The sequence below is a fragment of the Nocardia sp. 852002-20019_SCH5090214 genome (assembly GCF_001665865.1).
Taxonomy (GTDB): Bacteria; Actinomycetota; Actinomycetes; order Mycobacteriales; family Mycobacteriaceae; genus Nocardia; species Nocardia nova.
This window is the reverse complement of the sequence record NZ_LZMK01000102.1, coordinates 24,968-49,382: the sequence shown is the minus strand read 5'-3', so window position 1 is coordinate 49,382 and position 24,415 is coordinate 24,968. Positions and strand designations below refer to the sequence as shown.

Annotated in this window: 22 protein-coding genes; 10 read left to right on the top strand and 12 right to left on the bottom strand. The window is 70.1% G+C overall.

What is annotated here, in order from left to right:
- Positions 1–161: 161 nt before the first annotated feature.
- From A5780_RS08335 to A5780_RS08310, 6 genes are all read right to left on the bottom strand, one after another.
- Positions 162–2,084: a penicillin-binding protein 2 gene (locus A5780_RS08335; RefSeq protein WP_082976342.1), complete on the bottom strand. Its 1,923-nt coding sequence runs from the start codon at positions 2,082–2,084 to the stop codon at positions 162–164.
- Positions 2,081–3,010 (bottom strand): hypothetical protein, encoded by a 930-nt coding sequence (locus A5780_RS08330; protein WP_231982892.1) that lies wholly within the window; start codon positions 3,008–3,010, stop codon positions 2,081–2,083. Before A5780_RS08330 ends, A5780_RS08335 begins: the two co-directional genes overlap by 4 nt.
- Before the next feature lie 84 nt (positions 3,011–3,094).
- Positions 3,095–4,066 carry a 16S rRNA (cytosine(1402)-N(4))-methyltransferase RsmH gene (rsmH, locus tag A5780_RS08325; protein ID WP_063017292.1) on the bottom strand — a complete coding sequence of 324 codons (972 nt, stop codon included), beginning with the start codon at positions 4,064–4,066 and terminating at the stop codon, positions 3,095–3,097.
- A gap of 164 nt (positions 4,067–4,230) precedes the next feature.
- Positions 4,231–4,662 carry a division/cell wall cluster transcriptional repressor MraZ gene (gene mraZ / locus A5780_RS08320; protein WP_030514722.1) on the bottom strand — a complete coding sequence of 144 codons (432 nt, stop codon included), beginning with the start codon at positions 4,660–4,662 and terminating at the stop codon, positions 4,231–4,233.
- A 489-nt stretch (positions 4,663–5,151) separates the two neighbouring features.
- Entirely contained in the window at positions 5,152–5,580 is a 429-nt protein-coding gene (locus A5780_RS08315; protein WP_062966235.1) for a DUF3040 domain-containing protein, read from the bottom strand.
- 124 nt (positions 5,581–5,704) lie between these two features.
- Positions 5,705–6,148 carry an SAV_6107 family HEPN domain-containing protein gene (locus tag A5780_RS08310; protein WP_227462782.1) on the bottom strand — a complete coding sequence of 148 codons (444 nt, stop codon included), beginning with the start codon at positions 6,146–6,148 and terminating at the stop codon, positions 5,705–5,707.
- Positions 6,149–6,389: 241 nt separating this feature from the next.
- Here A5780_RS08310 and A5780_RS08305 point away from each other — a divergent pair, with 241 nt between their 5' ends.
- The 5 genes from A5780_RS08305 to A5780_RS08285 all read left to right on the top strand — a co-directional run bounded on the left by A5780_RS08305 (position 6,390) and on the right by A5780_RS08285 (position 11,429).
- Positions 6,390–7,016 (top strand): N-acetyltransferase, encoded by a 627-nt coding sequence (locus A5780_RS08305; RefSeq protein ID WP_063017290.1) that lies wholly within the window; start codon positions 6,390–6,392, stop codon positions 7,014–7,016.
- Positions 7,013–8,575, top strand: a complete 1,563-nt coding sequence (locus A5780_RS08300) for an NAD(P)/FAD-dependent oxidoreductase (RefSeq protein WP_064908156.1) — start codon at positions 7,013–7,015, stop codon at positions 8,573–8,575. The genes A5780_RS08305 and A5780_RS08300 overlap by 4 nt, the downstream gene beginning before the upstream one ends.
- Positions 8,572–9,357 (top strand): carotenoid biosynthesis protein, encoded by a 786-nt coding sequence (locus tag A5780_RS08295; protein ID WP_064908155.1) that lies wholly within the window; start codon positions 8,572–8,574, stop codon positions 9,355–9,357. The genes A5780_RS08300 and A5780_RS08295 overlap by 4 nt, the downstream gene beginning before the upstream one ends.
- A 74-nt stretch (positions 9,358–9,431) precedes the next feature.
- The gene (locus A5780_RS08290; RefSeq protein ID WP_030514728.1) at positions 9,432–10,139 is read left to right on the top strand and encodes a hypothetical protein; all 708 of its coding nucleotides are present in this window, start codon (positions 9,432–9,434) and stop codon (positions 10,137–10,139) included.
- A gap of 66 nt (positions 10,140–10,205) precedes the next feature.
- The gene (locus tag A5780_RS08285; RefSeq protein ID WP_064908154.1) at positions 10,206–11,429 is read left to right on the top strand and encodes a glycosyltransferase family 2 protein; all 1,224 of its coding nucleotides are present in this window, start codon (positions 10,206–10,208) and stop codon (positions 11,427–11,429) included.
- On the opposite strand, the gene A5780_RS08280 is transcribed toward A5780_RS08285, so the two are convergent.
- The gene (locus A5780_RS08280) at positions 11,413–12,120 is read right to left on the bottom strand and encodes a hypothetical protein (protein WP_063017282.1); all 708 of its coding nucleotides are present in this window, start codon (positions 12,118–12,120) and stop codon (positions 11,413–11,415) included. The two genes, A5780_RS08285 and A5780_RS08280, sit on opposite strands and share 17 nt — an antisense overlap.
- Positions 12,121–12,270: 150 nt before the next feature.
- Complete coding sequence (locus tag A5780_RS08275) at positions 12,271–13,263, bottom strand: methylenetetrahydrofolate reductase (RefSeq protein WP_063833572.1); 993 nt, start codon at positions 13,261–13,263, stop codon at positions 12,271–12,273.
- A 479-nt stretch (positions 13,264–13,742) separates the two neighbouring features.
- On the opposite strand from A5780_RS08275, the gene A5780_RS08270 reads away from it, so the two are divergent.
- From A5780_RS08270 to A5780_RS38970, 4 genes are all read left to right on the top strand, one after another.
- The gene (locus A5780_RS08270) at positions 13,743–14,855 is read left to right on the top strand and encodes a polyprenyl synthetase family protein (RefSeq protein WP_227462781.1); all 1,113 of its coding nucleotides are present in this window, start codon (positions 13,743–13,745) and stop codon (positions 14,853–14,855) included.
- A complete protein-coding gene (gene crtI, locus A5780_RS08265; protein ID WP_064908153.1) occupies positions 14,852–16,429 on the top strand; it encodes a phytoene desaturase family protein in 1,578 nt (525 codons plus the stop codon). The genes A5780_RS08270 and crtI overlap by 4 nt, the downstream gene beginning before the upstream one ends.
- A 110-nt stretch (positions 16,430–16,539) precedes the next feature.
- Entirely contained in the window at positions 16,540–18,129 is a 1,590-nt protein-coding gene (locus A5780_RS08260) for an alpha-(1->6)-mannopyranosyltransferase A (RefSeq protein ID WP_082940588.1), read from the top strand.
- Positions 18,126–19,319 carry a phytoene/squalene synthase family protein gene (locus A5780_RS38970; protein WP_082976341.1) on the top strand — a complete coding sequence of 398 codons (1,194 nt, stop codon included), beginning with the start codon at positions 18,126–18,128 and terminating at the stop codon, positions 19,317–19,319. The genes A5780_RS08260 and A5780_RS38970 overlap by 4 nt, the downstream gene beginning before the upstream one ends.
- A gap of 238 nt (positions 19,320–19,557) precedes the next feature.
- Here A5780_RS38970 and A5780_RS08250 read toward each other — a convergent pair whose 3' ends face one another.
- The gene (locus A5780_RS08250) at positions 19,558–19,926 is read right to left on the bottom strand and encodes an Rv2175c family DNA-binding protein (protein WP_063017302.1); all 369 of its coding nucleotides are present in this window, start codon (positions 19,924–19,926) and stop codon (positions 19,558–19,560) included.
- Positions 19,927–20,062: 136 nt separating this feature from the next.
- Here A5780_RS08250 and pknB point away from each other — a divergent pair, with 136 nt between their 5' ends.
- Positions 20,063–22,045 (top strand): Stk1 family PASTA domain-containing Ser/Thr kinase, encoded by a 1,983-nt coding sequence (gene pknB / locus A5780_RS08245; RefSeq protein ID WP_156769420.1) that lies wholly within the window; start codon positions 20,063–20,065, stop codon positions 22,043–22,045.
- A 7-nt stretch (positions 22,046–22,052) separates the two neighbouring features.
- Here the strand turns inward: pknB and A5780_RS08240 are convergent, their stop codons facing one another.
- The 3 genes from A5780_RS08240 to A5780_RS08230 all read right to left on the bottom strand — a co-directional run bounded on the left by A5780_RS08240 (position 22,053) and on the right by A5780_RS08230 (position 24,305).
- Positions 22,053–22,367, bottom strand: coding sequence for a hypothetical protein (locus A5780_RS08240; protein ID WP_146097653.1), 315 nt, complete (start codon positions 22,365–22,367; stop codon positions 22,053–22,055).
- 146 nt (positions 22,368–22,513) lie between these two features.
- A complete protein-coding gene (locus A5780_RS08235; protein WP_030514739.1) occupies positions 22,514–22,906 on the bottom strand; it encodes a hypothetical protein in 393 nt (130 codons plus the stop codon).
- Positions 22,907–22,919: 13 nt separating this feature from the next.
- The gene (locus A5780_RS08230; protein WP_030514740.1) at positions 22,920–24,305 is read right to left on the bottom strand and encodes a class II 3-deoxy-7-phosphoheptulonate synthase; all 1,386 of its coding nucleotides are present in this window, start codon (positions 24,303–24,305) and stop codon (positions 22,920–22,922) included.
- Positions 24,306–24,415 lie beyond the last annotated feature (110 nt).

The window sequence follows — 24,415 nt, the reverse complement described above, 5'->3', positions numbered from 1 at the left end:
GGGTCGGGGAGTCAGGTTACCTGTGGGCGATCGACGGCCACGCAGCGTGGCCGCCTCGCGCGCACCGGGTCCCCGGACTCACCGCGCCCGCACCCGCCCGTGCGGCGGGCCGCAGACGGACACCCACGGTTCCGAAACCGGACATTCAGGCGCACACACCACTACATCGCCTGGAGCACAAGCTGTTTCGGCGGCACGGTGGACGGCGGAATCCGATCGCGCTGCAGCGCCCAGGAGGCGATGCTGTGGAACAGCGGCGCCGCCGACTGCCCGCCACTACCGTCGGTGCTGCGCACGGGGGCGTTCAACATGATGCCGATGACGTAGCGCGGATTGTCGGCCGGGGCGATCCCGGCGAAGGTGATCCAGTAGCGATCGCTGGAATAGCACTGGCATTTGTCGTCGATCTGCTGCGCGGTTCCGGTCTTCCCTGCGATCTGATAGCCCTCGATCGCCGCGGGCGCGCCCGTACCCTGCTGATAACCCATCGGATCGCGCTGCACCACGGCCTGGAACATCTGCCGCAGCGTACTCGCGGTCTGCGGGCTCACCACCCGCACGCCGTCCGGCTGCGGTTCGCCGGTGCGGTGCCCGTCGGGGCCGATCACGTCCTTGACGATGCGCGGCGGGATCCGCACACCGTCGTTGGCGATGGCCTGGTACATCCCGGTCATCTGCAGCAGCGTCATCGAAAGGCCCTGTCCGATGGGCAGATTCGCGAACGTCGAGCCGGACCACTGGTCGCGCGGTGGCACGATGCCGCCGCTCTCGCCGGGCAGTCCGACACCGGTGCGCTGCCCCAGGCCGAAACGCTTGACCATATCCGCGAAGCGGTCCTCACCGACTCGCTGCGCGAGCATCAGCGTGCCCACATTCGACGACTTACCGAAGATGCCGGTAGTGGTGTAGGGCATCACGCCGTGCGACCACGCGTCGTGCACGACCACGCCGCCCATGTGGATCTCACCGGGGACCTGGTGCACCTCGTCCGGATTGGTCAGGCCGTACTCGATGGAGGCCGCCGCGGTGATGATCTTGTTCACCGAACCGGGCTCGTAGGCATTGGTCACCGACGGATTGCCGATATCGGCCGAGGCCCAGAACTTCGGATCCTGCGCCGGATTGAAGGTGTTGTCGTTGGCCATGGCCAGCACCTGGCCGGTGTGGGCGTCCAGCACCACCGCCGAGGCGTCCTGCGCGCCGGATTTGTCCTTGGCCTCCTGGACCTGCTGCTGCACGTAGTACTGCAGATCGGAGTCGAGGGTCAGTTCGACATCGGAGCCGTTGACCGCGGGCACCTTGTCGCGCTCGCTGCCGGGGATGACCGCCCCGTCGGAGCCGCGATCGTAGGTGTGCGAACCGTCGGTGCCGGCCAGCGTCGCGTCCATCGACGCTTCGAGCCCCACCTGGCCGTGCCCGTCCCAGCCGGTCGCGCCCACCACGTTGGCCGCCAGCGCGCCGCCCGGATAGACCGGCGTGTCCTGACGTTCGGTCCCGACTTCGGGGAACTTCTCGGTGATCTCGTCGGCGACCCGGGAGTCGACGTTGTAGGCCAGATAGGTGAACTGGTCGTCGCTGCGCAGTTTGGCGAGCAGTTCCGCTTCGGGAGGCGCGTCCTTGCCCAGCTTCTCGTGGATCGTCTTGGCGATCTCCTCCAGCCGCTTGTCGACCTCGGGCGCCTTGTCGCTCTTCGCCCGCGCGTCGGCCAGATCCTTGCGCACGGCCACCGGCCGGAAGTTGAGCTTCTTGGTCACGACGGTGAACGCGAGCCTGCGGCCGTCCCGATCGAGGATGGCGCCGCGTTGCGCCCAGTCGGTCTGATGCACCGTGCGCTGGCTGGCCGCCTCGGCCGACAGGTTGGGCGCGGAAAACGTTTGCAGCCAGAGCAATTGCATCGCGACGACGAGCAGCGCCACCAGCATGAGGACGCGCCCGACTCCGAACCGCAGCCGCGTGGAGGCATCCGCGCGCGAACCCGCCCGCGGGCGGGGAGCGCGGCGCGGCCGGGCGGGTGTGGATCGCACACCCGCCCGGCCGCGTCCCGTGGCACCACCGCCGGTTCTGCCTCCGGCGCGGCCGGTCATCGATCGGCCCCCTCGGGTGCCGCCTGGACCACCGGCTGAGTGCCGGCCGGCTGCGCGGCGGGTGCTACGGGCGCGGGCGGACCGGCCGGTGCCGTCGGTTGGATACCCGCGGGTGCGACCGGCGCCGCCTGCGCCGCGGGCTCCGGTTCGGCAGCGGGTGCGGCCGGGGCCGCCTGTGCCGCCGGTTGAGTCCCGGCCGGAGGTGCGGCCGGCGCCGCCGGTGCGGCCTGTACCGGTGCCGGAACCTGCGTCGACTGGGCCGGCGGATGCGGCGCTGTCGTCGTCGGCGCCGGGGGCGGATTCTGATCGGCCGGACCGGGAGCGGGAGCCGGCGGGGCGGGGGTCGTGGTCACCGGGACCAGCCGTTCCCCTTGAGCCTGAGCGAGTTTCGGCGGCAGCGCACCCGGCTTGGCGGGAGTCGTGTTCAGCGGCGGCACCGGCGCGCCCTCGGCCGGTGTCTCCTTGCCGACCACCGTCACCGAACCGTCGGGAGCCACGAGCAGGCGGGCGGGATCCTTGGCCGGGATCATGCCCAGCTCGCGTGCGCGGTTGGCCAGTTCGGGCGCCGAGTCGGCGGCCTCCACCTCACGCTGCAGTGCCGCACGCTCGTCGAGCAACTGCCGGTTGATGCGGCGGGCGTCGCTGAGCTGATAGCTGTCCTCGGCGGCATGCGTGGTCAGCACCAGGGTCGCGAGCAGACCGCAGCCGAGCAGGGCGAGAATCGCCGCCACGAACGGCAGCCGCCCGGCCATCATCGACCCGGCGCGCCGGGGCAGCGGCGGAAGCACGCGCTCCCCCGCCCGATTGCGCCGGCGCGCATAGGCGCGTTGGGCCGCACCGGATTTCACGCGGTCGGCGCTGTGCGCTCGCCGCGGCGCGGACCGCTGCGTCCGCTGTGGTGCGTCCACCCGTGTCCGCACGCTCATATTCCTGCCTCCCCTACCGATTTCCTGTGGGACTGCCCGTCGTAGTGCTGCCGAACCGGCAATACCCCCGTCGCCGGATCGCTGTCACCCGGCCGCCTGTATTCGCTCCGCGGCCCGCATGCGCACCGGCGCCGCGCGTGGGTTCTCCTCGATCTCCGTTTCGCTCGCCTTCTCCGCGCCCCTGGTCAGAATCGCGAATTCCGGTCCCATGCCGGGCAATTCGACGGGCAGGTCCAATGGTGTGCGCGAGGCCGAGGCCTGCGCGAAGATCTGTTTGACGACCTTGTCCTCCAGCGACTGGTAGGACATGACGACGATCCGGCCGCCGACCTCCAGCGCCGCCAATGCCGCCGGCACCGCGGCCTCGAGCGACTCGAGTTCGCGATTGACCTCGATCCGCAGGGCCTGGAAGGTGCGTTTGGCGGGGTGCCCGCCGGTGCGCCGGGTTGCCGCCGGGATCGCGTCGTAGAGCAGTTCCACCAGTTGGGCACTGGTCGTGAACGGCCGCTGCGCGCGCCGGCGGACGATCTCACTCGCGATCCGGCCCGCAAAGCGTTCCTCGCCATAGGTTTTCAGGATCCGGGCCAGATCGCCGTGGCTGTAGGTGTTGAGCACATCCGCCGCGGTGAGGTCGGACGTCGGGTCCATCCGCATGTCCAGCGGGGCGTCCACCGAATAGGCGAAGCCCCGCTCGGCCTCGTCGAGCTGCATCGAGGACACACCGAGATCCATCAGCACCGCGCGCACGGAGCCTCGTTCGGGCAGCCCGGCCTGGCGCAGCGCGCCGGGCAGGCCGTCATATCTGGTGTGCACCAGCGTGATTCGATCGGCGAAGGGCGCGAGCCGCTCGCCAGCCAGGCGCAGCGCCTCGGTATCGCGATCCAGCCCGATCAGGCGGATCGCGGGATAGGTCCGCAGGAAATGTTCGGCATGCCCGCCCAAACCGAGCGTGGCGTCGACGAGGACTCCGCCGGATTCCAGTGCGGGGCCGAGGATTTCGTCGGCACGACGCAAAAGAACCGGAACATGGCGGGGGCGGTCGCTATCATGGTTCACCTCGACCTCCCGGATCCTGGCTCACGGTGCTTGCGACGGGTGGATGGTCTAACGAGTGGACAGCCAATGCCCCGGGGTCTCTGACCGAACACGGCACCTGGCGTTGGGGAAGTACGTCAGGGTCCGTGCCGGGCAGAGGCCGCAGGGCACTCGCCTGTCTCGGATCAGAAAATTCCGCCCAGCGACTCGTCTCCTGCCAGCGAGTAGTCCTCCTCGTGCTCGGCGAGGTAGGAATCCCACGCCTGTTTGTCCCAAATCTCGAGGAAATCGACCGAGCCGATCACCACGCAGTCCTTGGACAGATTCGCGTAGCGGCGATGTTCGGCCGACAACGTGATCCGGCCCTGCCCATCGGGACGTTGCTCGTCCGTGGACGCCGCCAAGGCACGAACGAAAGCCCTTGCCTGCGGGTTGCTTCGGGACGCCGCCGCGGCTCGCCGCGCCAGGGCGGTGAACTCTTCTTTGGGATAGACGGCAAGGCTGTGGTCCTGACCTTTCGTGACCATCAACCCTCCCGCCAGTTCGTCGCGAAACTTCGCAGGCAACGTCAGTCGCCCTTTGTCGTCCAGGCGAGGCGTGTAGGTACCGAGAAACACAGTCTCGACACCTCCCGCTCGATCACCTCGTCTGGTCGGCGCTCTTATCAGTGCGCGCTCCACATTACCCCACTTTCCCCCACTTTCAATCGAAAGCCGCGGTGATCTCGGTCCCCGGCTCGGGGATTGAGCAGGTCAACTCAGCTATCACCGCGGTGGGGAGATTTCGTCGAGTTCCCCCGACACGCGCCGCCGGCGAGCCGGGCAGCCCGACAACCATCAGCAAACCCGCAGCTGGGAGCGGCCCCGGCCGGTGGTGGGCGAGAGTGGGGACCGGGCGTGGGGAAAGGTGGGGAGATGCGGGGACCGACGAATCCGCCACCCCGTGAACGCGATCCGGATCACTCCGCGAAAGAAAAACGACACGCCGCACATCACGGCGTGTCGTTCGAGGCGGTTCAGTTGTCGGCTACTCGCCGCTGGGCACGGCAATCATCGCGCAACCACATTCGGCCGCTCGCCTCCGCTCCCGCGGACGCGAGCGGAGGCTCAGCTGTCCTGCTCGAAGCGGCGCCTGAACCGATCTTCCATGCGGGCGGAGAAGCCACCGGCCTTGCGTTGCTTACCCTTTGCCGCACGGCCGGGAATGCCACCGGGACCGGAGGGGGCGTCGCCGCTGCCTCGGCCGCTCTTGGTCATACCCGAGCCGCCCAGCAGCAACAGCACACCCGCGCCGAACATCACGATGAAGCCGAGCAGGCTGATGATGGGGAATCCGCCGGGCTTGACGGGCAGGGCGATTCCCGCAATGAGAAGAACGAGGCCGAGGACGAAGAGCGCGGCCGCCTGAAGTCTGCGTCTTCCGGTGGCAGAGCGAAGCCGACCACCACGCACGGTCGAGGCGAATTTAGGGTCCTCAGCATAGAGCGCGCTCTCGATCTGTTCGAGCATGCGCTGCTCGTGCTCGGAGAGTGGCACGGTACCTCCCCCGGCACTAGGTCCTGGTTGTCGCCTCCGGGTAGACGACAAGTAGCCGACCTTGGCGGCTACTGCCACCAATGATACGAGTTCGATCAGTGCGCTACCACCTACTCGCCGATGTTCACGCCGTACCGTCGGCGAGCCAGCCCGGCGCGGGACGCAACCGGGCCGCCGTAATCGCCAGCGCATCCTCCACATCGCGCAGGAATGCCTCCACCCGCGAGGCGAACTCGTCGGCCTGGGTATCGCTGATCGCCCGGTCCAGTCCGGCCTCGAGCGCGGCACGGGTCTCGGAGAAGGAACTGAAGTAGTCCGACCACATCACGAATTCCGGTGCGGCCTGCTGCATCAGCACCCAGGCGTTGCGGGAGCGGGCCCGCGGTGCGCGGTCGGCACCGGTCGCGGCCAGCACCGCCCCGGCCCCGCGCAGCGCCGCGAGGTAGGCGCTGCGCAGCCGCTCACGCGGATCGGGTTCGGCCCAGGCCTGCTGCACCATCGTGTCCGCCCGGTCGAGCAGTCCGCCCGCCCGGCCGGCACGTCGTGGATCGTCCATCCGACCAGCCATCTCGACACCTCCACATTTCGCATACCGCGCCCGGTCGACCGTGCCGAACCGAACAGGTATTCGAACGTTTCAATTGAATGTGAATATAGAGACGACCACCGACAGACTTTCGCGCCGAACGCGCGCCGCGCACTCTGGATGGGGACCCCCGCACCCCACGCACCCAACTCCGACGCCCGCCCCCGACACCACAGACACCTTCGACAGACAGAGACGGCCCCGAAGATATGGCTCCCCGCTCATGACCGCCGTCAGGCCCCGCCACACCCCCGCGCCCGTCGTCGTCGACCTCTCGGCAGCGACGTTGCGCCACCGGCTGCACGACGCCCTCGCCGTGTACGTCGCGGCGATGGACTATCCACGCGGCACCGAACACCACCGCGCCCCGATGTGGGCCGAACACACCACCCGGCCGGGCTGGCAGGCCGTCGCCGCGGTGGTCCCCGACGACAGCGGCCAGGTCGATCTGCGTACCGCGCCGATCGTGGCGATCGCCTACGGCTATCGCGGCGCGCCGCACCAGTGGTGGCATCAGCAGGTCCACACCGGCATGCGCCGCTCGGGCTGGCCGGAGCAGACCGCGCGGGCCCTGCTGTCCGACTACTTCGAACTCACCGAACTGCACGTCCATCCGTCCGCTCAGGGCCGCGGCATCGGCGAGACCCTGCTGGTACGGCTGCTCGAGCAGCGCACGGAGGCGGCGGTGCTGCTGTCCACCCCGGAGGTCGACCACGAGGCCAACCGCGCCTGGCGGCTGTATCGCCGGCAGGGATTCACCGATGTGGTCCGGCATTTCGTCTTCTCCGGCGATACCCGGCGCTTCGCCGTGCTCGGCCGCCGGCTGCCGTTACGGACGCCCGAACAGTGACGACACTGGTTCTCGGCTCCGGCCACAACGCACTGGTCGCGGCCTGCTATCTGGCACGCGCGGGACATCCGGTCGAGGTACTCGAGCGCGACGAGGTGCTCGGTGGCGCGGTGTCGACGGTCGAACGCTTCCCGGGCCATCTCATGGACCGCGGTTCCTCGGCGCACATCATGATCCGCCACACCGGCATCATCGAGGAACTCGAGCTGGAGAAGTTCGGCCTGCGCTACATCGATTGCGACCCTTGGGCTTTCGCCCCCGCACCGGTGGGCTCGGATGCCCAGCCGATCGTCTTCCACCGCGATGTCGACCGCACCTGCGCCTCGATCGAACGGGCCTGCGGCCCCCGCGAGGCCGAGGCCTACCGGCGGTTCGTCCGAACCTGGGGTCCCCGGGCCCAGCGGGTGATGCGGGCGTTCGGCGGCGCGCCGACGCCGGGCCGGTTCCTGCGCGCGTTCTGGGGCCTCGACGCCCGGGCCGGCGGCAGCGCGCTGTCACGTGAATTCCTGCAGTCCGGAGATGCCTTGCTGGACAGCTGGTTCGACGACGAACGGCTGAAGGCGGCGCTGGCCTGGTTCGGCGCGCAGTCCGGACCGCCGATGTCGGAACCCGGCACCGCGCCGATGGCCGGTTTCGCCGCCCTGATGCACACGCTCCCGCCCGGCCGCGCGGTCGGCGGGAGCGGTGCGCTCACCACGGCACTCGTGGCGCGGCTGCGCGCCGACGGTGGCATCGTCTCGGCCGGTGACGAGGTAACCGAACTGCGCCGCTCGGGCGAGGGCTGGCGGGTGCGCACGGCGAGCGGCCGCGACCTGTCCGCCCGCACCGTGATTTCCGGCACACACGTGCTCACCACCCTGGAGTTGTTGCGGCGCGGCGGATTCGACGACACCGTTCTCGCCGACTGGCGGCGGCGTATCCGGGTCGGCCCCGGCATCGGCATGGTCGTGCGGACCGCGACCTCCGCCCTCCCCGTATACCCCGGTGCCACACCGGAGGAGTCGACGCGCGGACTGCAATTGCTGGTGACCGATCGACGGCAGTTGCGACTCGCCCACGCCGCCGCGCTGGCCGGGGAACTGCCGCCGCGTCCGGTGGTGCTGGCCATGAGTTTCAGCGCCCTCGACCCCACGATCGCACCGCCCGGCGAACATCAGCTGTCACTGTGGGCGCAGTGGCATCCGCACCGGCTCGCCGACGGCAGCGAGTGGAGCGCGCACGGTGAGCGCGAGGCCGACCGCATCATCGCCGAAGTCGATTCCTACGCACCCGGTTTCGCCGATTCGGTGCGGCAGCGGTATGTGCAGACACCCGCCGATCTGGAAACCGAATTGGGGCTCATCGGCGGCAATGTCATGCATGTGGAGATGTCGATGGATCAGATGTTCTTCTGGCGGCCGATTCCGGAACTGTCCGGACAGAAGGTGCCGGGGGCGCCCGGGCTGTATCTGACCGGCGCCTCCACCCACCCCGGCGGCGGAGTGTCGGGCGCCAGCGGGCGCACCGCGGCGGGGCTGGTGCTGCGATCGCTGCGCCGCGGTCGCTTCACTCGGCGATGACGGCGCGGCAATGGCCGGCGGTGACCGCCGTGGCCTGGGTCGCGGCCCAGATCGCCTATCCCCTCACCGACGGCTCGGCGCGCGATCGGGTGACGATCCTGATCGTCGCGCTGTCGGCGGCCACCGCACTGCTGCACGCCTGGGTGGCCCGGGGCATCGGCTGGGCGGCCGGCTACGCGATGATCGTCGGCGGCGTCGGCGCGGTCGCCGAGATGATCGGCACCGCAAGCGGATTCCCGTTCGGCTGCTACCACTACGCGCACGGGCGGCTCGGTCCCGATCTCGCGCAGGTGCCGCTGCTCGTGCCGGTGGCCTGGGTCGGCGGTCTCTACCCCATCTGGGTGGCGACCGGGCTGCTGTGCCGCCGCACCGCCACCCGCATCGCCGCGACGGCCGTGGGGGCGGTGGGCTGGGACCTCTACCTCGACCCGCAGATGGTGGCCGACGGGCAGTGGACCTGGTGTTCGGCCCATCCGGGCCTGCCGGGAATCGGCGATATCCCGTATACGAACTACGTCGGCTGGTTCGCAGTCGGCGCCCTGATGGCGACACTGCTCGCGGCGCTCGAACGCCGTTGCGCACCGCGCGGCGCCGGACCCGCGGTACCGATCGCGGTGCTGTTGTGGACGTGGTTCGGATCGGCCCTGGCCCATGCGGTGTTCCTGGATCTGCCCGCGTCCGCGGGGTACGGCCTGATCGGTCTCGGGCTGGTGGCGCTACCCACGGCGGTATGGGTGCTGCGGGCGGCGCGGCACCGCGACCGGCTGCCCGCGCCGCCGTAAACGCCCGTCGCGTGCCGACGATCACTGCGGCTCATGGCACGATGTGTGCCGTGCAGCCGAGTCCGACACCATCGATGCCAGAGTCGACCCACACGCCGCGGCGAACCCGGCGTCATCGCCTCTGGTCCGTAGCCCTGCTGGCGCTGCTGTTGGCGCCGCTGCTGACCGGCTGCCTGCGGGTCCAGGTCTCGATGGGCGTGTCCTCCAACGACCGCGTGTCCGGCCATCTGGTGGCCGCCGTGATCCCGGCCAACGACAAGGACAAGGGCCCCGAGCTGAAGGCACCCGAAACCCTGGCCGCGAAGATCCGGGTCGAGCCCTACAGCCAGGACGGCTACGTCGGCAGCCAGGTCTACTTCGACGACCTGACCTTCGGCGAGGTGCAGCAGCTGGGCGCGCTGTCGGATCAGACGCAGGGCATGTTCAACCTGCAGTTCATCCGCACCGGCGACAAGGTCACCCTCACCGGCCGGGTCGACCTGAAATCCGTTCCGCCGCAGGGTTCCGACGTGCAGTTCACCGTCGCCTTCCCGGCCCGGGTGGCCACCACCAACGGCACTCGCCAGGGCGATTCGACAGTCTCGTGGAAGCTGCCGGCCGGCGATGTGAGCACCGTGCGCGCCGAGGTCAACTACGCCGACCCGAACACCCGCTCCTTCGCCGGATGGGCCGGCATCGTCGGCGGCATCACCCTCGCGGTGGCCGCCATGGTCGCGGTGCTGGCGTATCTGAATCGCAACCCCACGCCGCCGTGGCGTCCGCGGGTGAAGCAGGACGCCTGATCAGGGACCACGATGGGCGTCCGTGAGCACCGCCTCCGCCGTCTCGGCCCAGCCGGGAACGGCCACATGACACGGCTCGGTGCGCGGTCGGTCGTCGGGCCGCTCGTCACGGCGGGCGCGATCGTGGCCGGCGCGGGATGTGCGATGGCACTGGTGAACCGGCTCGGCACGCGGCGGCTGCGGGCCGATGCCACCCCCGCGATCGAGCCGGTGATCATCGCGATCCCGGCCCGCGACGAAGCACCACGACTACCGCGGCTGATCGCGGATCTGCGTGCCCAGCAAGGTGTTTCGCGCATGCGGATCTGGATCCTCGACGACGGATCCACCGACGGCACCTTCGCGGCCGCCGTCGAGGCGATCGGTGACGACGATCGATTCACCGTGGTCGCCGCCGACACCGACCCCGAACCCGGATGGACCGGCAAGAACGCGGCCTGCGCGCGTCTGGCCGAACTCGCGGGTGTCACCGCCGACCCGCCGCCCGGCGTCCTGATCTTCCTCGACGCCGACGTACGGCTGCGCCCGCAGGCGATCGCCGCGGCGGTGAGCGAATTGCGCCGCAGCGGTGCGGGTTCGGTGTCTCCCTGGCCGTATCAGCGGGCGGGATCGCTCGCGGAGGCGCTGGTGCAGCCGCTGCTGTGCTGGTCGTGGGCCACGACGCTGCCGGTGCGGCTCGCCGATCGCGGCCTGCGGCCGTCGACCGCGGTGGCTTGCGGGCAGTTTCTCGTCTTCGACACCGCGGTCTATCGCGCGGTGGGCGGGCATGCGGCGGTGGCCGGTTCGATCACCGAGGATCTGGCGCTGGCGCGGGTGCTGCGCCGCGCCGGACATCGCACCGTGCTGGCGGCGGCGGGGACACTGGCGAGTACCCGCATGTACCGCGGCGCGGCCGAAGTCGAGGGCGGCTACACCCGCTGGCTGTGGTCGGCCTACGGCGGCCCGGCCGGCGCCCTGGCGGTGGATATGGTGGCCGCGGTCGCGTACGTGCTGCCCGCCCTCGCCGCGCTGTTCGGTCGCGGCCGGATCCGGCGGATAGGTGTCGCGGGCTACGGCGCGGGTGTCGCGAGCCGGCTGCTGGCCCGCTCACTGGAATCCGGGACGCTGCCGCGCGGCGCCGATATCGGTGCGGCGCTGGCACATCCGGTGTCGATCGGCGCGTATCTGCGCCTGTCGGGCCGGTCGTGGCTGCTGCATCGGCGCGGGGCGCTGCGCTGGAAGGGCCGCCCAGTGCCGGACGGCCCGGACCGTTCCCGGCCCGGGCGCGCCGAACTCAGGGCACCGAGGTAACGCCGACCGTCGGCAGGAACGCGCAGGTGTTGGCGCCGTTGCGGACCGTGCCGAACACCGCCGCCAGCACCGTTCCGGAGCCGGTGTCCACCGGCACCGCGCGCACGCCGCCGACCGGCAGCGCCGCCAGGAAGAAGTTGCGGATCGCCTGCTCGAACGCCGGGCGCACCTCCGGCGGCAGATTCGGCGGCACCATCGAGCCGACGACCTGGGACAGCGGGCCCATCGCGGCGAATCCGCCGCGGCCGTTGGACACGTTGAACCAGGCCACCTGCATACCGGTGGTGTCGGCGCCGTCGGGGCCCATGCCGTAGGGGACGAAGGCGAACATCGTCTGCCCGGCCTTCACCGCGGACAGATCCAGCCCGGGCACCGGCACCGCCAGCTTGGGCCACGGCCCGGGTACCGCACCGGCCAGCGCCGGGACGAGTCCGAGGGTGCTGCCGTCCTGGCAGAACGCCGACCCGGACGGATACAGGAACGGCTGGATGCCCAGCTGTTTCAGCGATTCGACCGCGGTCTGATAGGCGGTCAGCAAATCCGTCGCCGCCGCCGGGTTCTGGCCCACGGCAGCGATGGTGGCGGCGGGGTCGGGCGGGGCGGCGGTCGCGGCGGCGGCGCCGGCGAAGGTCAGCGCACCGGTCACGGTGAGCGCTGCGGAAAGACGGACGAGACTGGTCACCACGGCCATCGGGGTTCTCCTGAGTTCGGCGGAACATCCGCACCAGGGTCGGTCCGCCGGGCCGCACAGCATGACTCGGGGACCTCCGCGTCGTCACGGTGCACGAGAGGGTACCGCCGGTGGAGGCGAATGCGCGGCAACTCGCCCGCGAAACGCCGATCAGGCGCTGACGGCCGCCGGGGTCACCGTATAGCCGAGGTTGGTGAGCACCTCGGTGGTCGCCTTGGCGAAGTTCAAGGTGATGAAATGCAGGCAGGGCGCACCCTCGTCGATCAGTCGCTGCCCGATCTCGGTGGCGATCTCGATGCCCACCGCGCGCACGGCGTTGCGATTGGCCTCCGGATCGTTTCCGGCCGCCTGCTCGAGCCGCTGCATGACCCGCGCGGGCAGCGGCCGGCCCGACAACTCCTCGGCCCGCTGCACGGTGCGCAGCGAGGTGATCGGCATCAGCTCGGGAATGATGGGCTTGGCGCCCTGTTCGGCGTCGTAGGCCGCGACCCGATCCCGCAGGCGCAGATAGTGTTCCACGTCGAAGAACATCTGCGTGATCGAATACTCCGCTCCCGCACGCAGTTTCGAGACCAGGTAGCGAGTGTCGTGCTCCAGGTCGGGAGACCGGTAGTGGCCCTGCGGGAACGACGCCACTCCCACGTGGAAGTCGCCGAGCTCGCAGACCATGCGGACCAGTTCCTCGGCGTATTCGACACCGTCGGGATGTTTGCGCCACTCCCCCAGCGGATCGCCCGGCGGGTCGCCGCGCAGCACGAGCATGTTGCGGATGCCGGCATCGGCGTAGCTGCCGACGATGGACCGCAGTTCGGCCACGCTGTGCCCGACCGCGGTCAGATGCGCGACGGTCAGCAGTGTGGTTTCGCGGGCCAGCTGCCCGGTGATGCGCGCGGTGCGATCGCGGGTGGATCCGCCCGCCCCGTAGGTCATCGATACGAACGCCGGATGCATCCGCTCGAATTCACGGGCGGCGCGCCACAGCCGCGCCTCGGCCGCGGCATCGCGCGGCGGATTGAATTCCACCGAGAACGGGATGGTGCCGTCGGGGCGGCGGCCCAGCTGCCCCACCACGGAGGGAGTTCCGGACGGCGTCCGGGAAGGTCGGCCTGGGGTCGATCGTCCCCGTACATTGTCGAAACTCACCGGTCCAGTGTAGTAGGACGACCTCTTCGGACGGGCCGCCCGGCCCGGATCCGCGCCGGTCCAGCGGCCGGTGCGCCTGCGGCCGGAGCTGTGCATCGGTGTCGCGGCCCACCGTCCGCCCCGACGGCGCCGGGCCGGCGGTCCCCACCCGCCTGCGCTCCGCCGACCGACCACCCCGAGCGCCACGAGACGGTCGCGCACGGACCGGCCGACCGGCCGCGATCTCGCCCGTCCGATGCGATGCGGTGCCGGTCACGCACCGGCTACGGCGCTGTCGGGCGACGGAACCGACGCAGTAAGGTTCACGGTGGGCCGCTGGACGCCGCGATACGACTTCCCCGCGACGACCGGCCGGGACCGCCGCAGCCGTCGCCGGTGCATACACAGGGTCTCGCCCCGGCCACATCCTCGGCACGCCGGAGCCGCCCCGGCGTACCCGGCATCGGCTCGCCGATACGACGAACTACCTGGAGGTTGCGTTGTCCGTTGGTCCGGCCAGCCCGGCACGTCCGGCGCCGAACGACTCCGCGGCGCTGGTGCGCGCGGTCGAACAGGCGCTGACCGGATTCTTCGCCGACCGCCGCGAACTGGTCGCCGAACTGGGGCCGGTGGTCATCTCCGCGACGGCCGCCCTCGAGGATTTCGTGCTGCGCGGCGGCAAACGGACCCGACCGGCGTTCGCCTGGACCGGATGGCTCGGCGCGGGCGGCGATCCATCCGGTGATCAGGCCGAATCGGTGCTCACCGCGTGCGCGGCCCTGGAACTGGTGCAGGCGTGCGCACTGATCCACGACGACATCATCGACTCCTCGCGCACCCGGCGCGGCTTCCCGACCGTGCACGTGGACTTCGAAGATCGCCACCGCGACCACGGCTGGGGTGGCGATTCGGCGCATTTCGGAGTGAGCGTGGCGATCCTGATCGGCGATTTGGCGCTGACGTGGGCCGACGACATGGTCGCCGCCGCCGGCCTGGACGCCGCGGCCCGGGCGCGGTTCGCGCCGGTGTGGGCGGCGATGCGCACCGAGGTGATGGGCGGCCAGCTGCTCGACGTGCACGGTGAGGCCGGCGCCGACGATTCGGTGGCCGCCGCGCTGCGGATCAACCGGTACAAGACCGCCGCCTACACCGTGGAGCGGCCGCTGCATCTGGGCGCCGCGCTGGCCGGGGCCGATCCGGAGCTGATCGCCGCCTACCGGGAGTTCGGCACCGATATCGGCATCGCGTTCCAGTTGCGTGACGACCTGCTCGGCGTCTTCGGCGATCCGGCCGTCACCGGCAAACCGTCGGGTGACGACCTGCGCGAGGGAAAGCGCACGGTCCTGGTCGCCGAGGCGCTGCGCCGCGCCGACGCCACCGATCCCGCCGCGGCGCGGCTGTTGCGCTCGTCGCTGGGCACCGACCTCGCTCCCGATCAGGTCACCCGGTTGCGCGACCTCATCACCGGGCTCGGCGCCGTCGACGATGTCGAGCGCCGCATCACCGAACTGACCGACCGCGGCCTCGGCGCGCTGGCGGCCAGCTCGGTCACCCCCGAGGCCGGCGATCGGCTGCGCGCGATGGCGCTGGCCGCGACCAGGCGGGTGTCGTGAAAACCGTTGCCGGACGGTGCGATCGGATCGTCGTCGTGGGCGCCGGCCTGTCCGGGCTGGCGGCGGCGCTGTATCTGACCGGAGCCGGGCGCCGGGTGACCCTGCTCGAACGCGCCGATCATCCGGGCGGACGAGTCGGCCTCTATCGCGGGCCGGACTACGAGATCGATTCGGGCGCAACGGTTCTCACCCTGCCCGGGCTCATCGACGAGGCGCTGGCCGCGGTCGGCACCGACACCGCCGCCCACGGACTGCGGATCCACCGACTCGATCCCGCCTACCAGGCGCATTTCGCCGACGACAGCGTGATCGGGGTGTATCCGGATCCGGAGCGAATGGCGGCCGAGGTGCGCCGCGCATGCGGAGACGCACAAGCACAACGCTATCGGAACCTGCGGGACTGGCTGGCCCGGATCTACGCCGGCGCCTACGACCAGTTCATGGACACCAATTTCGATTCCCCGCTCGATATGGTCCGCATACCCGAGAAGCGCGCGGCGCTGTGGGAACTGGTGCGGCTGGGCGCGTTCGGCCGGCTGGGCCCGCGGGTCGAGCGCATCCTGAGCGATCCTAAGCTGGCGCGGCTGTTCACCTTTCAGGCTCTCTACGCCGGGACCGCACCCGCGCAGGCGTTGGCCGTCTACGGCGCGATTCCGCATATGGACACCTCGCTGGGCGTCTACTACCCGGTCGGCGGCATGCGGGCGATCACCGCGACGCTGGCGGCCGCGTTCACCGGCGCCGGTGGGCAGCTGGAACTGAACTGCGAGGTCAGCGGTATCGATTACCACGCCGGGCGCGCGCGGCGGGTCCGCACCGCCGACGGGCGCGACTTCGACTGCGATGCGGTGGTCCTGACCGCCGATCTCGGCTCGCTGAGCCGTTTCGGCATTCGCCGGCACCGTCCGTTGCGGGCGGCACCTTCCGCGGTGGTCGCGCACGGCACCATCCCGGCCGAGGTGGCGGCGCGGTGGCCGCTACAGGCCCACCACACCATCGATTTCGGCCGGGCCTGGGAGGAGACGTTCGCCGAAATCGCCGCCCGGCGCGGCCGCGGGCGACTGATGAGCGATCCGTCGCTGCTGATCACCCGGCCCGCGCTCAGCGATCCCGGCCAATTCGTCGAACGGCCCACCGGACGCTACGAACCGCTGTCGGTGCTGGCGCCGTGCCCGAATCTCGATGCCGCGCCCCTGGATTGGCCGCGTCTGGGACCGGCGTACCTGCGAGAACTGCTGGCCGTACTGGAGCAGCGCGGATACCGGGGTATCGCCGGACATTTCACCGTCGATCACCTCGACACGCCGCAGACATGGCATGAGCAGGGAATGATCGCCGGAACGCCGTTCTCGGCCGCGCACCTGTTCCGCCAGACCGGACCGTTCCGCACCCGCAATCTCGCTCGCACCCCGGCCAACGTGGTGCTGGCCGGATGCGGGACCACGCCGGGGGTCGGCGTGCCGACCGCGCTGCTGTCGGGAAAACTGGCCGCCGAACGCATTACCGGCCCCTTCCGGCACGCCGACGGCGCCACGGCGCCGACCGGCGCGCTAGGGTTGCCGACAACCCATTAAACTGGCCCGCGAACTGACCACTCCCGCGGTTCCGCACCGCACCGACATTCCCGGGGGGAAGACGAACCATGCCGACCCCCGATATGGACACTGCCCCCGCGACAGCGCCGATGACCAGCACCGTTACCACGGTGCCGGTGACCACCGTGCCGGTCCCCGAGCCGGCCGTGCACACCGTGCGCTGGTGGGTGCGCTGGGCGGGCGACTTCTTCCGCAGCCCCGAGGGCCACGCCGCCCTGCTCGGCTTCTGGGGCGCGGTTCTGATCACCTTCGGCGGCTTGGGCGCCGGCGCGGTGCGCCGCAGCGATCCCCTGCTGGAAGCGGCCCACCTGTCCTGGCTGCGATTCGGGCACGGCTACGCGCTGGCCACCATCGTGGTGTGGCTGGGTGTGCTGTCGATGATCGTCGCGTGGGTCCGGTTGGGACGCATCACCATCGGCACCGGCGCCCGCCGCGGCCCCGGCAGCACCGTGACGCTGAACGAACTGCGGGTGATCGTCGGCATCTGGATTCTGCCGCTGCTGTTCGCGGTGCCCATGTTCAGCCAGGACGTGTACTCGTATCTGGCGCAGGGCGCGCTGTTGCGCGACGGTTTCGACCCGTACAAGGTCGGGCCGGTGGTGAATCCCGGTGTGCTGCTGGACAATGTGAGCCCGGTCTGGACCACCACCACCGCACCCTACGGCCCGATCTTCCTGCTCATGGGGCAGGCCATCACCAGTATCACCGGTGACAACGTGGTGGCCGGCACCATCGCGATGCGCCTGGTCATGCTGCCGGGACTGGCCCTGATGATGTGGGCCGTCCCCCATATGACCAAACACCTCGGCGGTAAGCCGACGGTGGCGCTGTGGCTGGCGGTGCTCAACCCGCTGGTGCTGATCCATCTGATCGGCGGCGTGCACAACGAGATGCTCATGGTCGGCCTGATGGCGGCCGGCATCGCCCTGGTGCTGGAGCGCCACCACGCGGCCGGCATCGTGGTGGTCGCGATCGGTGTCGCGATCAAGGCGACTGCCGGGGTGGCGCTGCCGTTCCTGGTGTGGATCTGGATGATTCACGAACGCGAGCGGCGAGCCGCGGAGAACAAGGGGCCGCTGCCGCACCCGATTCGGACCTTCGTCAAGATCGCGGGCCTCGGCGTGTCGGTGTTCGCGGTGGTCTTCGTGGCCGCCTCCGCGGCCGCGGGTGTCGGTATCGGCTGGCTGACCGCGCTGTCGGGGTCGAAGAAGATCATCAACTGGCTCTCGCTGCCGACGATCATGGCGCACATGGTCACCTGGGTGACGCCGCTGAATCTCGGCGAGGTGCTGGTGTGGACGCGCGGACTCTGCGCGCTCGCACTGGTCGCCATCCTGGCGTGGACCTGGTGGCGCTACAAGAGCTCGGAACGCGATGCGGTGATGGGCATTCTCATCGCCTTCGTCGCGATCGTGATCCTGTCGCCGGCGGCGCTGCCCTGGTACTACTCGTGGCCGCTGGCGCTGGCCGCCGGATTCGCCATGTCGACCACCACCCTGATGATCCTGGTGGGGTTGTGCACCTGGCTGATGCTGGTGTTCCAGCCGGGCGGCTCGATCGGCCTCTACAACGTCTGGCACGTCGCGGCGGCCACCTTCGTCGCCGTGGTGGCGGCGCTGTCGCTGCGCAAGGTGGATCCGCTGCGGCTGCGCGCCGATTCGGGCAGACCCAAGCAATGACCGGCCGCGGCACCGACGCCGAACTGGCGGCCGCATACCGGCATTGCAGAGCCATCGCGGCGGAACACGGCCGCACCTATTTCCTGGCCACCCGGTTACTGTCACCGCCGCAGCGGTCGGCGGTGCACGCGCTCTACGCGTTCGCCCGTACCGTCGACGATGTTGTCGATCGCGCCGAAAGCACTTGCGACGCGGTCGGTTTCGGTGCCCTCGGCGCCCAGCGCTCCGCCGCGGCACGGGATCGCGCCTCCGTTCGCACGAGCAGTCAGGCCGCGCCCGATTCCGGAAACGCCGACCTCGCGGCGGCATTGCGGCTGGACCGAATCGACACGCAACTCCGTACCGCACTGAAGGATGCGGGGCTCCTCGCCGAGATGTGGTGGACCGCTGCCGGCACAACGGAGGCCGAGACCCCGCTCGCGGAAAGCGTAGCGATCGACGCCCCGGTACTCGCCGCCCTCGTCGACACCGTCGCCCGGTATAGCATTGCGCCCGACCACTTCCGGGTGTTCCTCGATGCCATGCGGATGGATGTGCCGGGTAGCCCGCTGTTCCGGAACCGGTATGCGGATATGGGCGAATTGCGAGAGTACATGCGCGGTTCGGCCGCGGCGATCGGACTGCAACTACTCCCGATCCTCGGTACGGTGGTGCCGGTGGCCGAGGCCGAACCGGCGGCCGCCGCGCTGGGTGAGGCGTTCCAGCTCACCAACTTTCTGCGGGATGTCGCCGAAGATCTCGATCGCGGGCGCATCTACCTGCCGGGCGACGAACTTGCGGCCTTCGGCATCGACGCCGATCTGCTCGCTCATTGCCGGCGTACCGGCCGGACCGATCCGCGGGTCCGCCGCGCCTTGGCACATCTGATCGCGACGAACCGCGCGGTCTATCGCACCGCCGCGCCGGGCATCGATCTGCTCCGGCCGCGGGTACGCCCCGCCATTCGCACCGCGGCCGTGCTGTACGGGGGAATCCTCGACGAGATCGAGCGCCACGATTACGCCGTATTCGACCGCCGCGCAACGGTTCCCACCGCACGGCGGCTCCGGGTCGCGGTCACCGAATTGGGTTCCGGATTGCGCCGCCCGGCGAATCCGTCCTCGCCGCTGCGCGCCCCGCTCCCCCACGTTTCTCACACCGCGGTCCCCCGCGCGTTCGGTACGGCACGGCCGAACGCGCCCCGCGCCTGACACCGAACTCACCGTCACCGACGGACCTCTGCCCCGCCATCGCCCTCGACCCGTCCGAAGCGACCACCGCGCGGCACACCGACGACGGCCTGCAGGCCGCGACCAGGGCCGCCACCGGCGTCACCGCGGTCGAACTGCCCGACGCCGACCGCCCCAGCGCGGCGCCACCGCCGACTGTCTCGCGCGGCACTCGCAGCGTTGAGCGGGCGCGCTCCCGATCCGGGACCGAACGCTCGCCTCAGAACGGTTCGGCCGCGGCCCGGCGGACGACCTCGCGGGCGAGCGGCCCGTGGATGGCGTCGATCGGGCGGCCGGGCAGGGTGTCGTCCTCGGCGTAGATCCACTCGAGGATTTCCTCGTTCGTATATTTCGCATCCCGCATCACCGTGATGAGGCCGGTCAGGGGCTTGACGACCGCGCCCGAGGAATCGAAGAAATCTTTCGGGATACCGGCGATACCGCCGCGGCGGATCGCGATCAATTGATGATCGCGCAGCATCTGATGCACTCTGGTCACCGCGATACCGAGTTGTTCGGCCACATCCGGCAACGGGAGCAGGGTTACCGATTCGGGAACGACATCATCGCTGCAAGGAAATGCACTCACCCGCACAACGGTAGTCCGTCGGCATCCGGATACGGCGTACGCCCGGTTTCGACGTGGGCGTTAGCACGTCATCAGCGACCGTGACGGCGCACGCCTATACGATCGGGGGTGCCGTCACGGGGGCGGCAACCGCTAGGTGAAATTCGGAGGACAGCAGTTGATCGGCCAGATGCTGGACGGGCGCTACCGCATCGACGCGCCGATCGCGCGCGGTGGGATGTCGATGGTGTTCCGGGGAGTCGACACCCGGCTGGACCGGCCCGTGGCGATCAAGGTGATGGACCCGAAGTTCGCCGGCGACCCGCAGTTCCTGACCCGCTTCGAATTCGAAGCCCGCTCGGTGGCCAAGCTCAAGCACCCCTCGCTCGTGGCGGTCTACGACCAGGGCATCGACGGGGAGTATCCGTTCCTCATCATGGAGCTCGTCGAGGGCGGCACCCTGCGCGAACTGCTGCGCGAACGCGGCCCGATGCCGCCGCACGCGGTGCGCGCGGTCGCCGAGCCGGTGCTGCGCGCGATCGGGGTCGCGCATGCCGCGGGACTCGTGCACCGCGACGTCAAACCGGAGAACGTGCTCATCTCCGATGCCGGTGAGGTGAAGATCGCCGACTTCGGCCTGGTGCGGGCGGTGGCCGGCTCGAATATGACCTCGGCCAGCGTCATCCTCGGCACCGCGGCGTACCTGTCGCCGGAACAGGTCACCGCCGGGAACGCCGACGCCCGCAGCGACGTGTACTCCTTCGGCATCCTGATCTTCGAAATGCTCACCGGCCGTGCGCCGTTCACCGGCGACACCTCGCTGTCGATCGCGTATCAGCGGGTCGAGAAGGACGTGCCGAGCCCGAGCCGGTTCATCGAGGGCGTGCCGCCGGAATTCGACGATCTGGTCGCGCACGCCACCGCCCGCGAACCCGCGCATCGCTTCGCCGATGCCACCGAGATGGCCGCCGAACTGAATCGCATCGCCACCGTGCTGCACCTGCCCGACTACCGGGTACCGGCCCCCCGGGAATCGGCCGAACACCTGTCCGCGCGATACCGCGTCGTGCAGACCCCGGCCGCGGCCCCCGGACCGGCCCACTCCCCGCAGCCGGTCACCGAGGCGACGACCCGGCTCGCGTCCGAGCCGGGGCGCACCCGGGTAATGACCGCGGCCCATCCGATGCCCGAGCCCGAACCGGAGCGTCCGCACCAGCCACCGGCCCCGCCACATCGGCCGGAATTCGTACCCGATCGCGGCAGATCCCGGCGCCGGGTGCTCATCTGGGCGGCCGTGGTGGTGGTGCTCGCGCTGCTGCTGGGCATCGGCGGCTGGTGGCTGGGCGTCGGCCGTTATTCGTCGGTGCCGGCGATCGCCGGGATGACCACCGAACAGGCGACCGCGAAGTTGAAGGACGCCGGATTCGGGACGACCGTGCGCGACAAGGCCTCCGACATCATTCCGGTCGGCGGGGTGGTCGGCACCGATCCCTCCGCCGGGGCGAAGGTGCTGAAGGGGTCGACGGTCGCCGTCCTGGTGTCCAGCGGACAGCCGCACGTGCCGCAGTTTCAGCCCGGCCAGGACACGAAGACGGTGAACCAGCTCATCCGCGATGCCGGGCTCACCCCCGTCGACGGCGGCGAGAAACCCAGCACCGCCCCGAAAGGGTCGGTGGCGCAACTGGATCCGGCCCCCGGCACGGTTCTGCCGACCGGCGCGCAGGTGAAGGTCTACCGCAGTAAGGGTTCGCAGCCGGTGAAGCTGCCCGATGTGCGCGGCAAGACCGTCGAGGAGGCGAAGGCGGCGCTGCAGAACGCCGGACTCTCCGTCGGTGACACCCGCACCGACTTCGACGCGAGGATCAAGTCGGGTCAGGTCGCGGGCACCGATCCGGCCGCCGGCACCCAGGTGCTCTCCGGCGCCACGGTGACGCTGATCGTCTCCGACGCCATCCAGGTTCCCGATGTCACCGGCAAGAACGCCGCCGTGGCCCGCTCCGAACTCGAGGGGATGGGCCTCAAGGTCGTGCTGAACCAGGTGTTCAGCGGCGACCGCGGGACGGTCCGCGTGCAGTCACCGTTCGGCGGTTCGAATGTGGCGCCCGGATCCACGGTCACCCTCACCGTCCTGCCGTTCTGATCCGAGATCAGCCGAGCACGCCACCCACATCCGCGCCGCCGAGCAGTTCGGCCTCGCTGATGCCCAGCCGCCGACTGGCCAGGTCGAGCGCCTGCTGCAGCACCGCGCTGGCACTGGCGCCCACCACCTGGGAATGTTCGAGCCGGCCGTTGCCGCGCACCACCCGAACCCGGCAGCGCCACGCGATTCCGGCGCGGTCGACCTCCGGGCGTTCGATCACGATCGTCACCGGGACACCGTCGATCTCGAGCACATGTTCGGCGAGGGCGGCGATCGGCCTGCTCGCAGTTTGCAATCCCCTGGCTACCGATGCGCTCTGCATAGCGATCCTCTCAGCACATTTCCCGCACAGCCCATTGCCGCTGCAGTGTCACGCCTGGAAACCTAGTGCAGGTTCGAGCGTTCAGCAACTGGACAGCTAACTTTTGCGGATCATGTCACGACCGCGTGATTTCCCGGCAGGCGGTGTCAGCCGACCGCCAGCAACGGATCACCGGTCTCCGGATCGTTGATCGCCACCACCGCCGCGGTGGTGAAAACCTCCACCGGCACCCCGCCGATACTCGGGCTGATGTTGGTGGTGATCTGCGCGGCGGCAGCGGCAGGCGCGTAGCCGTGGGACACGTCGAACTCCCAGGAGATCTCGTAGCCCCAGCAGATGTTGAAGATCAGCAGGCGGCTGCCGTCGCGCAGCACGACCTCCGACGGAATCCCGTCGCGGTCGCGATCGCGCAGCAACCGCAGGATGGTGCGATCGGCGTTGCCGATCCGGAGCGCGCTCTGCGCGCTGGCCGGACCTTCCCCGCGCGGGCGGCCGTCACCGCGCGAGGGGCCCTCGTCATTGCGAAATACGACGTCCACTACGGCCGATCCGTCACCGCAGCATCTCGGCGACCAGGAATGCCAATTCCAAGGACTGCTGGGTATTGAGACGCGGGTCGCAGGCCGTCTCGTAGCGGTCCTCCAGATCCAGATCCGAGATGTCCTGGGCGCCGCCGAGGCATTCGGTGACGTTCTCGCCGGTGAGCTCGATGTGCAGGCCGCCCGGATGGGTGCCCAGCGCGTGGTGCACCTCGAAGAAGCCCTGCACTTCGTCGACGATGCGATCGAAGTGGCGGGTCTTGTAGCCGGTGGAGGATTCGTGGGTGTTGCCGTGCATGGGATCGCACTGCCAGATCACCTGATGGCCGGTGGCCTGCACCTTCTCGATGATGGGCGGCAGCACGTCGCGGACCTTGGTGTTGCTCATCCGCGCGACCAGGGTGAGCCGGCCCGGCTCGTTCGTGGGATCGAGCCGCTCGACGTATTCCACCGCCTGATCCGGCGTGGTGGTCGGGCCGATCTTGATGCCGATCGGGTTGGCCAGCAGTTCGGCGAAGGCGATATGGGCGCCGTCGAGCTGCCGGGTGCGCTCACCGATCCACAGGAAATGCGCGGACAGGTCGTAGAGCACCGGATCGCCGGCGGCGTTGTGGGACAGCCGCAGCATCGCTCGCTCGTAGTCGAGGACCAGCGCCTCGTGGCTGCAGTAGATCTTGGCCGACTGCAGGCTGGGATCCTGCACCCGGCAGGCGTTCATGAACGCCAGGCCGCGGTCGATCTCGGAGGCCATCTGCTCGTAGCGGGCACCCGCCGGCGACTGCGCGACGAAATCGCGGTTCCAGTCGTGCACCTTGTGCAGATCGGCCATCCCGGCGCCGGTGAGCGCGCGCACCAGGTTCATCGCCGCGCTGGCGTTGGCGTAGGCGCGCACCAGCCGCGAGGGGTCGTGCTCGCGCTGGGCCGCGTCGGCGACCAGCGCGTTGACCATGTCGCCGCGATAGGACTTGAGGCCGAGTGCGTCGACGTCGGCCGAGCGGGGTTTGGCGTACTGGCCCGCGATCCGGGCCACCTTCACCACCGGCAGGCTCGCGCCGTAGGTCAGCACCACCGCCATCTGCAGCAGGGTGCGGATGTTTCCGCGGATATGCGGCTCGGTGTTGTCGGCGAAGGTTTCCGCGCAGTCGCCACCCTGCATCAGGAAGGCTTCGCCGCGGGCCACCTCGGCCAGGCGCAGGCGCAACTCCTCGACCTCGGCGGGCACGCACAGCGGCGGCACACTCTCGAGGACGGTGCGCATGGTGGCGGCCTGCTCGGGATCCCACGACGGCTGCTGCAGGGCGGGGCGGGCGAGTGCGGCGTCGAGTCGCCGACGGAGCTCGGCAGGCAACGGTGGCAGTTCCGGCAAGCGATCGATCGGTACGTCGACGGTCCAGTTCACCAGATCAGAATACGGACCTTCCGCAATCCCGGGGTAACCCGGAGGGTAGGGGGCGATGATTACGTCCGCGCGGGCGGGGCCGTAACCTCGAGCCGGGCCGGGTCGGGCGG

Bases quoted from the DNA above. Each gene is read 5' to 3' on its own strand.
- A5780_RS08335 (WP_082976342.1), bottom strand. From the start codon at position 2,084: ATGACCGGCCGCGCCGGAGGCAGAACCGGCGGTGGTGCCACGGGACGC.
- A5780_RS08330 (WP_231982892.1), bottom strand. From the start codon at position 3,010: ATGAGCGTGCGGACACGGGTGGACGCACCACAGCGGACGCAGCGGTCC.
- A5780_RS08310 (WP_227462782.1), bottom strand. From the start codon at position 6,148: ATGGCTGGTCGGATGGACGATCCACGACGTGCCGGCCGGGCGGGCGGA.
- A5780_RS08305 (WP_063017290.1), top strand. From the start codon at position 6,390: ATGACCGCCGTCAGGCCCCGCCACACCCCCGCGCCCGTCGTCGTCGAC.
- A5780_RS08295 (WP_064908155.1), top strand. From the start codon at position 8,572: ATGACGGCGCGGCAATGGCCGGCGGTGACCGCCGTGGCCTGGGTCGCG.
- A5780_RS08290 (WP_030514728.1), top strand. From the start codon at position 9,432: ATGCCAGAGTCGACCCACACGCCGCGGCGAACCCGGCGTCATCGCCTC.
- A5780_RS08285 (WP_064908154.1), top strand. From the start codon at position 10,206: ATGACACGGCTCGGTGCGCGGTCGGTCGTCGGGCCGCTCGTCACGGCG.
- A5780_RS08280 (WP_063017282.1), bottom strand. From the start codon at position 12,120: ATGGCCGTGGTGACCAGTCTCGTCCGTCTTTCCGCAGCGCTCACCGTG.
- A5780_RS08260 (WP_082940588.1), top strand. From the start codon at position 16,540: ATGACCAGCACCGTTACCACGGTGCCGGTGACCACCGTGCCGGTCCCC.
- A5780_RS38970 (WP_082976341.1), top strand. From the start codon at position 18,126: ATGACCGGCCGCGGCACCGACGCCGAACTGGCGGCCGCATACCGGCAT.
- A5780_RS08240 (WP_146097653.1), bottom strand. From the start codon at position 22,367: ATGCAGAGCGCATCGGTAGCCAGGGGATTGCAAACTGCGAGCAGGCCG.